Source organism: Pedobacter sp. 05L430, assembly GCF_056397585.1.
This window is the reverse complement of sequence record NZ_JBFTNT010000173.1, coordinates 1-8,857: the sequence shown is the minus strand read 5'-3', so window position 1 is coordinate 8,857 and position 8,857 is coordinate 1. Positions and strand designations below refer to the sequence as shown.

At 36.4% G+C, this 8,857-nt stretch carries 9 protein-coding genes; 2 read left to right on the top strand and 7 right to left on the bottom strand.

What is annotated here, in order from left to right:
* Window positions 1-126: 126 nt before the first annotated feature.
* From AC1DG9_RS18520 to AC1DG9_RS18495, 6 genes are all read right to left on the bottom strand, one after another.
* Window positions 127-1,218 carry a sensor histidine kinase gene (locus AC1DG9_RS18520; protein WP_337715214.1) on the bottom strand — a complete coding sequence of 364 codons (1,092 nt, stop codon included), beginning with the start codon at window positions 1,216-1,218 and terminating at the stop codon, window positions 127-129.
* A 43-nt stretch (window positions 1,219-1,261) separates the two neighbouring features.
* Window positions 1,262-2,245: an NAD-dependent epimerase/dehydratase family protein gene (locus AC1DG9_RS18515; protein WP_288882282.1), complete on the bottom strand. Its 984-nt coding sequence runs from the start codon at window positions 2,243-2,245 to the stop codon at window positions 1,262-1,264.
* Window positions 2,246-2,259: 14 nt separating this feature from the next.
* Window positions 2,260-3,054 (bottom strand): SDR family NAD(P)-dependent oxidoreductase, encoded by a 795-nt coding sequence (locus AC1DG9_RS18510; protein ID WP_337715216.1) that lies wholly within the window; start codon window positions 3,052-3,054, stop codon window positions 2,260-2,262.
* Complete coding sequence (locus tag AC1DG9_RS18505; RefSeq protein ID WP_477611736.1) at window positions 3,041-3,430, bottom strand: hypothetical protein; 390 nt, start codon at window positions 3,428-3,430, stop codon at window positions 3,041-3,043. Before AC1DG9_RS18505 ends, AC1DG9_RS18510 begins: the two co-directional genes overlap by 14 nt.
* A 181-nt stretch (window positions 3,431-3,611) precedes the next feature.
* Window positions 3,612-4,406, bottom strand: a complete 795-nt coding sequence (locus tag AC1DG9_RS18500; RefSeq protein ID WP_172663866.1) for a ThuA domain-containing protein — start codon at window positions 4,404-4,406, stop codon at window positions 3,612-3,614.
* 162 nt (window positions 4,407-4,568) lie between these two features.
* Window positions 4,569-4,751, bottom strand: coding sequence for a hypothetical protein (locus AC1DG9_RS18495; RefSeq protein ID WP_172663867.1), 183 nt, complete (start codon window positions 4,749-4,751; stop codon window positions 4,569-4,571).
* Between the two features lie 494 nt (window positions 4,752-5,245).
* Here AC1DG9_RS18495 and AC1DG9_RS18490 point away from each other — a divergent pair, with 494 nt between their 5' ends.
* Both AC1DG9_RS18490 and AC1DG9_RS18485 read left to right on the top strand, forming a co-directional pair.
* On the top strand, window positions 5,246-5,488 hold the full coding sequence (locus tag AC1DG9_RS18490) for a DUF6266 family protein (protein ID WP_288882394.1): 243 nt from the start codon (window positions 5,246-5,248) through the stop codon (window positions 5,486-5,488).
* Between the two features lie 44 nt (window positions 5,489-5,532).
* Window positions 5,533-5,703, top strand: a complete 171-nt coding sequence (locus AC1DG9_RS18485; protein WP_288882277.1) for a hypothetical protein — start codon at window positions 5,533-5,535, stop codon at window positions 5,701-5,703.
* A 160-nt stretch (window positions 5,704-5,863) separates the two neighbouring features.
* Here the strand turns inward: AC1DG9_RS18485 and AC1DG9_RS18480 are convergent.
* Window positions 5,864-8,857, bottom strand: a 2,994-nt coding sequence (locus AC1DG9_RS18480) for a TonB-dependent receptor (protein ID WP_477635013.1), incomplete at its 5' end; no start/stop codon positions are given.

Here is an 8,857-nt window from a genome sequence, read left to right as displayed (position 1 = left end):
GTATTAGCCTGATCATCCAGCCATTTAACACCGTCTTCAACAGACTCAATAATAGCCACCACATCAATCACGGGCAAACATTTTTGCAGAAGTTGAATCAACCTTTCGGCATTATGCCTCTCATCCTCAAATATTATAATCTTCATAACTATGTATTATTGGTACGCGTACTGTAAATGTATTATCTGTTTCGGTTATGGTAATTCTTTTATCACTTGTTAGCTCGTACCTTTTACTGATATTATCCAAACCAACACCAATAGAATTCTGGACACTTGCACGTTTTCTCAGATCGTTTGCAATAATAAGATACTCACCTTCGTCTTTTATACAAATACGTAGCGGGTCATTGGCCGAAAAGCGATTATGTTTTACTGCATTTTCGACCAGCATTTGCAAAGTTGCCGGCGGTACCATACCTGTACATTTTACCTCTTCACTAATGTTTATATGGAATTCTATGCTGCTCTGATGCCTTATCCTGATCAGGAAAGAATAAGATTCTAAAAATTCCAGTTCTGTTTTAATGGTTACCAGATTTTCAAATTTCTTATCCAGTATATACCTGTAACTCTTAGCCAATTGTGTAATATACTCGGCCGATAAATCCGGACTTTTATATACCAGATTTGTAAGCACACTTAGTGAGTTAAAGAAAAAATGAGGATCTATCTGACTTTTCAACACATCGTACTTAGCCTGGATATTCTCGCGCATTAACCGTTCTGCATTCAGCTGCGATTCCTTCCAGTTCTTGTAATAAAGAACCACACCATTGTAAGCAAGTATTAAAAGGTAGAAAATGAAAGTACCAAAATTCAAATCATAGCTAAAAGCCACAAAATGATTCCAGGCTTCATATTGCTTAAATAATACAATATCGAATACAGAATAGCATAACCCAAACAAATAAGCTACAAGCAGACCATATAACAAAAGGCTAATGCATAAAAGCAACAGCTTAGACGAAACACTTTTATTAAAAATATTCCTATCTATATATTTCGATAGCCTGGCTGCTCCCTCCCATGAAAATAAGCCGAAAATGATATACAGCAAACTAAAAGCCTGCCCTCTTAATAAGAATGAACCAACTTCGTGCGGAAACGTAAGGTCAAAAGATTTAAATATCAGGCTAAAAACATACAGCACCAATACCCTTAAACCGTATTTAAAATATTTATTCTGAAAAATCTGTTCAACTTTGGCCGGATTCATCCTTATCAGCATTATTAAAAAACCAATCAACATAGTAGTAAGCTCAACAGTAATTATTTTCTTTGAACCATGTTAATGCACTACCTATAGCCTTATCTATCGGGGTGTATTTTACCAGTAGTTCCCGTTCAGATTTTTTGCCCGAATAGTAGTTATATAAACACAGCATATAGGCCGAAGAATACGTCAGCTTACCCGATGTTTTGCTAAATACTCCAACCAATGTACCCATTATTCCTATCATTTTTAAAACGAATTGAGGTATGCGTACCATGGCAGGATCCTGTCCAGCTACCTCATTCAGTAATTTAAAGAACTCTTTATAAGTTAAATTCTCCCCAGCCAGCAAGTAACAATCACCTATTTTACCTATCTCCAATGCATTAGCAATACCTGCGCATACATCATTAATGTGTACAAAATTTTTACCCCCTGGCGGATAAAAAACCAACCGTTTGTTTATACCATGCAGTATGATTTTACCAGAACTGGGTTTTACGTCAAATTGCCCGATCATAAATGTTGGGTTTACAATTATTGCCTGAAGGTTTTTACGTTCAACCTGTTCCAAAACATATTGCTGAGCAATGTATTTACTGTTGATATACCCTGAATTTACATGTAACAGTGTAAAGGAGTTCAATTCATTAGCCGGCTTAATTTTATTACCTGGCCCTATAGTGTTTGCAGTACTAATGTGGATTAGCTTTTTCACATTATGTTCCAGGCAAGCATTAACTACATTTATAGTGCCTCTAACATTAATTAATTCGTACTCTTTAAAAGTTACGGCCCATTGTTGGGTTATAGACGCCGTATGCACTACATAATCGCAGCCCTTTACAGCCATAGATACTTCATCCTGGTTACTGATATCACCATGATAGATTTCGCATGGCACATCAGAAATTACATTAGCATCCGAGGTACCTCTCATCATCAGCTTAACCTCATAACCTCGCCTGAACAATTCACGAGCGACATTTGAGCCTAAAAAGCCATTACCACCGGTTATTAAAACTTTCATTATTCTTTTGGATATTATTTAATTGCAATTTCTTTTTTGACTGCGCGCGATACGATTCTAAGTTTCATCTCCATAGGTAAAATCCCCATTAGCCTATGATTTATCTTATTCCATAAACCCGGAATTATTACCGCTTTTTTAAGTATGGTTTGTTTTAGCGCAATACGAACAATCTCGGCTGTAGTTAACAAACCAATCCGTCCTTTTGAACCCTGCCCCATTATCCTTATGGACACCCCTGAATTTGTCATTATCGGCCCCGGATAAACCACACTAACCGACAAATTGGTGTCGTGCAGTTCCTCTCTTAACCCCAATGAAAATGAAGAAATAAACGCTTTTGAGGCTGGATATACAGTTTTATAAGCTATTGGCGTAAAAGCAGCCATACTAGAGATATTCATGATATGGCTTTTCTGTTGTTTTAACAAATGAGGCAATAGCATTTGAGTGATAGAAACCATACTTCTGATGTTAACCTGCAAAATTCTATCCATAGCTTCTAAGGAGCTTTCTGTTATAGAAGCCGTACCACCAATGCCCGCGTTATTAATTAAAAAGTCGACCTCAAAATTTTCTATAATGTAATTCAACCTTTCTATGAGCAATATACTATCGGTTATATCAAATTCAAACACTTTAGCCTCTATTTGATATTCAAGCGCGAGGTTTTCGGCAATCGAGGTCATATTGCTTCCAGGAAGGGCAACCATAATAATATTCATTCCCACAGCCGCACACTGAATAGAAAACTCTTTTCCTAACCCTGAACTGGCACCGGTAATTAATGTATATCTAATGTTTTTCATAGGTGTGTTTTTTATTTATTATGCAGTCAAAACTTCTAATAAATTGTTTAATGTTTACGCATAAAAATTCCTGCTCTATATAATTATTAAGCCCTATGTACTCCTGCTCATTTGCAGGCGAGATCGTTTTTCCGATAATATATTCAAGGAGAAGCATATTGATTTCGTCCAGCTCATCCGTTACCACATAGCCAGATAATAGCCTTAACAACCGGCTAATCATTAGCAATTCTGTCCATGAACTTTCAAAGCCCTCAGAAACAGTCAGATTTTTATGAATTGCTTTTTCAATATTTTCTAAAAAATCTACCAGTAGATTAGAAACGCTGGTATCATTGAGTTCATAATCAACTATTACCACTGTTATTCTACGCACAGTTTTGTGCAATGAAATCAAATCCGAAGTATCGCCAAGTATCCTGACACTTACTCTATTTTCAAAAAGACATCCTGTTAACATATCACTATTAGCTTATTTCTTATACAAAGCTGTAGATCTGTTAATCAGGAAAAGACAAATAGTTGATGAAGCGTAGATATTTCGGTTTGAATTGTACTTATTTACTGCCGAGCCAAATTAAGCTGTTAAGAACCAGTTTATTTTGAACTTCGTTATCAAACGTAAATGATAAATCCTTGTTATGAGGTGTATGTTCATAATCAATATCGTTATGCCCCATATTCATATATACCATTTTATAGTTCTTATTTGTCCACGCTACAGGATAATAACCACTATGCCATATCTCGTAAGGTTTAGGCCCTGTACCCAGAGGAAAGCTGCTGCTGTCAATTGACAATAGTATTTTAATATTTGGGTTCTTTGTAAGGTCATTTGTCCATTTATACCACTCATTTGGGGCTGAGTTGAATGTATCAGGTAAGTTTTTTGTGGTAGGATGCTTTTTATCTTCGACCCGAAGAACAGCTGACGTTGGTCGCCAGGTATTGCTTCCATAAGATCCGGAGCCTAGAAATTCATTATGGTACCAATCCCAGTTTTGTGGAAAGTCTGACGGAGTTAATGCAAAGGCCGAAAAGTGAAAGCCCATCCACGCCCCTCCGTGTTTCATATAATTTTCAAATGCTTGTCGCTCCGCTGGTTTATCAGGCCGTGTATCTAAAAAAATAACCACCTGATATTTTGAAAGAAAGCTTGCATTAAGATTGTCCCAGTTATTGGTTGAATCATAAGTGAAATTACGCTCCTCTGCCATTCTTGGGAACCATTTATTGGCTTCATGAACAAAGCTTATGTGAGCCTGATCATTTTTACCGGTATAAAATGCAATTACTTTAAATTTACGATGCTTGTTTTGAGCATTAGCTGCCAAAAAAAGAAAACAAAACATGCTACATATTAGCACGTATTTTAACAAGACTTGGGTAAGTAAAAAGGAATGTATTCGATTCACAGTCTGGAGGCGTTTGTTCTTACCTTAATTGAAAAGAACTTAGCTTGTAAATCCAAATTACTAATTTTAATTACAAATAACTATTAGCGGATTATATCCCTAATTGCTTTCTTCTATTTTCTCGAAGAACTGTTTTAATTCATCGAAAAATATTAGTGTTTTAAGTCGCTCTTCAGTTTCAACCTGAACAGCTGCATGACCTGCCCATCCACTGTACAACTTATCTAGCATCTCATGTATTTCTTCAAAAGAATGTTCACTCAAAAACTCTTTTGTAGTCATTTGTAATTTTTCTGATTCTGTAATTTCTAAAGACATTATATAGCTCCTCCTAATAATTTACTGATCCCAATTGTAACTTATTCGTTGTAATAACGTAAAAAAAAAGAGAAATGGTATAGCTAAATGTCATTTGATTGAAATTTAACTATTAGCCCAAAATGGCTGTTATCTAAAAGCAAAAATTTAAATCATCTGTAAACCATGATGTTAAAGTACTAATTCCAGTATAAGATAAATTCTTGTTGACAGGGCAATGCTAGGGCTATTCCCCTATTAAGTCCCTAGCAACGCCCTACAAAAACATCCCAAACCACCTAATAGTTAACCACTTAAAGCAATATTATATTTATCTATATTTAACTCTGGGATATTTCCAAGCGTCCCTGCAACTAAACTTTAATCAGATATAAAAAAATGGGTAAACTTAAAAATGGCATCCTTGGGGGTGTATCGGAAAAAGTAGGTGCCGTAACATGCTATGACCTTAATGGCCAATAAATTATAAGGTCCAACGGAGAAACAACAATCCACCAACAATCAAACAACTTAACAATCGCCAGCAAATGAAAGTCATAAATGAGTTCTTTTCTGGAATGAAACAACTTCTTAAAACAGGTTTTGGCCCTGAAGCCAGGGGCACGACTAAAAATTATCAGAATCTGGCTATTGAATATAACAAACCAAATGCTTTAAAGGGTTATCTTCCTGATGTGGAAATCGACTATTCAAAATCATAATTAGCACAGAAGATCTATCACTGGCATTTAACCCTACAGTGGAAATGGTAGCTGAAGGATTAAAATTTAATTGGGATGTACAACATAACATCCCGCAGGAAAACTCTGATCGTGTAATGCTTTTGGCTTATGCCCCAAACAGTAAGGAAATGAGCTTTAATAATAGTGGTGCACAAAGAATAAAAGGATGCGATATCTTAAAAGTCATACCGTAAATGAGAAATGAACCGCTTGGGGTACTTTGTATCTGATGATAGGCTAAGTGCCTCGAACAGCCAATATTTGGGTTCGATAACGGCATTATAGTGCATAATTCATTGTTTAAACAAAAAAGGCTCCTAAATTGGGAGCCTTTTTTGTTTATGATTATAATTCTTAGTTAAACAAATATCTAACTCCAATTTGTCCTTGCCATCTTGAATCGAAAGATTCAGTAGACGTATTACCAGGAGTTGTAGGAGAGAAATTAAATCCTTTAAGGCCTGAGTTATACGAAATCAACTGATAAGCCTGGTTGCCATAGCTGTATTGACGACCCCATTTCTTATTCAATAAGTTGGTGAAGTTAAATACATCAAACGATAATTGTAAGCGGTTTTTAGTTGACCCAATCATGGTACCTATATCTTGCATTACGCGAAGATCTACCTGGTGTTGCCAAGGTAAACGAGCACCATTTCTTTTTGCATACTGGCCTCTTATTGTTTTAAGGTATGAATCGTTATTGATGTAGGTATTTAATGCATCCCATTGCTCTTGTGGAGTATAGGTTTTAACAACAACACCTTTTGCATCTTTGATTTCAAGTTTCACCATATTGATATCGTTCATTGTTCTTGGAACAAACAATAAATCATTACCAAAAGCACCATCACCATTTAAATCACCATTATACAAGTAGGTAAAAGGAACGCCTGAACTACCCGCATAGAATACTGAGAAAGTAGTTCCACTTGATTTTTGACGACCATAGTTAACAGCGTACGATAAGCTACCTAAAATTCTATGACGGATGTCTTGGTTTGAATAAACAAGATCAGGATTATTAGCGTCATTAACGATCTGAACAAACTCCCAGTTAGACTGAGCAGTACTGCTAGCACCAGAGTTTACATCTTTAGATYCGCCATAGTTATAAGCTACAGTTGCGAATAAACCGTTAGAAAAGTTTTTCTTTAACTCAGCAGTCAGACTGTAAGAATAGCCTCTACTGGTATTATCTAAAAGATAAGCACCTGTGTAGGTTGGATTTACTCTATTTGAGTAAGCAGGACGCAAGTCATTTCCATTGCTCAAGGCTGGATCTATAGTAGTCCCTTTTGCTTTAACATTTAAATCTTTATAAAGAATGTTGTTCACAGTTTTAGAGTAAATAGCCTCTAAAGTACCTAACATACCTCCAGGCAATTTAAAATCAGCAGCTAAGTTATTACGGAATACCTGAGGTACTCTGAATCTTGGGCTCATTAAGTTAACCTGATAAGTATTTCCAGCCGACCCAACTGTAGATTGTTTGTTTGGATCAGGCTCAAAACCAGCATTATTAGCAGCAGCTCCTGATAATGCAATAGATTTATAATCTAAACCAGTATTTCCATATTGGTTAGAGAACCATACAAATGGAGCACGCCCCGTAAATAATCCACTACCACCACGTATTTGAATTGTTCTGTCACCAGTTGCATCCCAGTTAAATCCGATACGAGGAGAAACTAAAATTTGTCCACTTGGTAAATTACTTGTTCCATAACCTGGGAATGCGGCAGAAACTGCTGGATTATCAGCGGGTTTATCAAAGAATAAAGGAACATCTAATCTTAAACCCGCAGTCAATCTGAAGGTAGGATCTACTTGGATTTCGTCCTGGAAGTAAAATCCTAATTGAGCTGCTTTAAATGCAGCAGCAGGAACAGTACCCGCAATCGCAGGATAAGTAACATCTATATTGTTCGGCTTATCATTGTAGAAATTGTCAAGATTACTGAAACGATAACGACCTCTGTAGTTATTTACGAACAAGTTGCTGAATTTGAAAAACTCGTTGTGCGTACCTAAAGTAAAAGTATGGTTACCAGCTAATAATTTCAAGTTATCCGTAAATTCAATCACATCCTGATCAAGTGAGTTAGCTGTAGAGCTTCTTTCTGAACCGAACTGAAGTGTGCTTCCTGCTTGTCCGCCCCAGTTCTGAATTTCTACCTGAGGGAATAAAGCACCATTTGTAGCACGTGAATCTCTGATTCTTGAGTAACCCACAATAAGATTATTTGATAGGCTTGAATTTATTTGAGACCTTAACTCCAATACACTGATGTTTTGAGTATTGGCAAACTTATATCCATTGTTTCCTAACCGGAAGAAAGAAGGGCTTCTGCTAAGGTTGTCATCAGATGCTTTAATATAATTGTGACGCAAAGTCAATTGGTTTTTGCTGTTGATATTCCAATCTAAGCGCGCAAAAATCTTATCACTTTTAGTTTCCTGATCAATTTTATCAAAGCTACCAATATCATAGCCATAAGTTTTTTTAACAAAATCAGCTAATGTATTGGCATCAGTTGCTGAAAGCATAGCATTTGCATCACCAACATTAAATGATGTAGGAACTTTATCTCTGGTTTGCTCAGCGTTTACAAAGAAGAATAATTTATTCTTAACAATTGGAGCACCTAAACGGAAACCGTATTGAGTTCTGTAAAAGTCGTTTGCTTTCTCGCCTGCAAAGTTTTTACCTACTAGTTTCTGGTTTCTACCAAAAAAGTAAGCTGATCCTTCTACATTGTTTGTTCCTGAACGGGWAATGGCATTAATGCCACCACCTGTAAAGTTACCATAGCTCACATCGTAAGGAGCTAAAACAACTTGAATCTCTTGTACAGCATCAAGTGAAATAGGCTGAGTTTTGGCTAAACCACCCGGTGCCGGTGAACCTGCGATACCAAAGATGTCATTGTTCATGGCACCATCGATGTTGATGCTGTTGTAACGAGTACTTGATCCAGAGAAAGAGTTACCATTTGCCTGAGGTGTTAAACGCGTAAAATCCTGAAGACTACGGCTCAAAGTAGGTAAATTTTGAATTTGCTCTTTTGAAATGGTTGTAGCAGCACCAGTTCTCTTGCTATTCATAGTTGCATCCTTTTTACCAGATACTACTACTTCTTCAAGATTTTTACTGTCATCACTTAATACTACATTTAAAGTATATGGATCACCTAACTTTAAATAAATATCAGTAGCACTTTCTTTTTGGAAGCCTACATAGTTTACTTCAATAGTATACGGACCACCAGGTCTCATATTTGCAATGCTAAATCTACCGTCGTTGTTGGTAGAAACAGAGTATACTGTACCCGTTGGTACATGTAT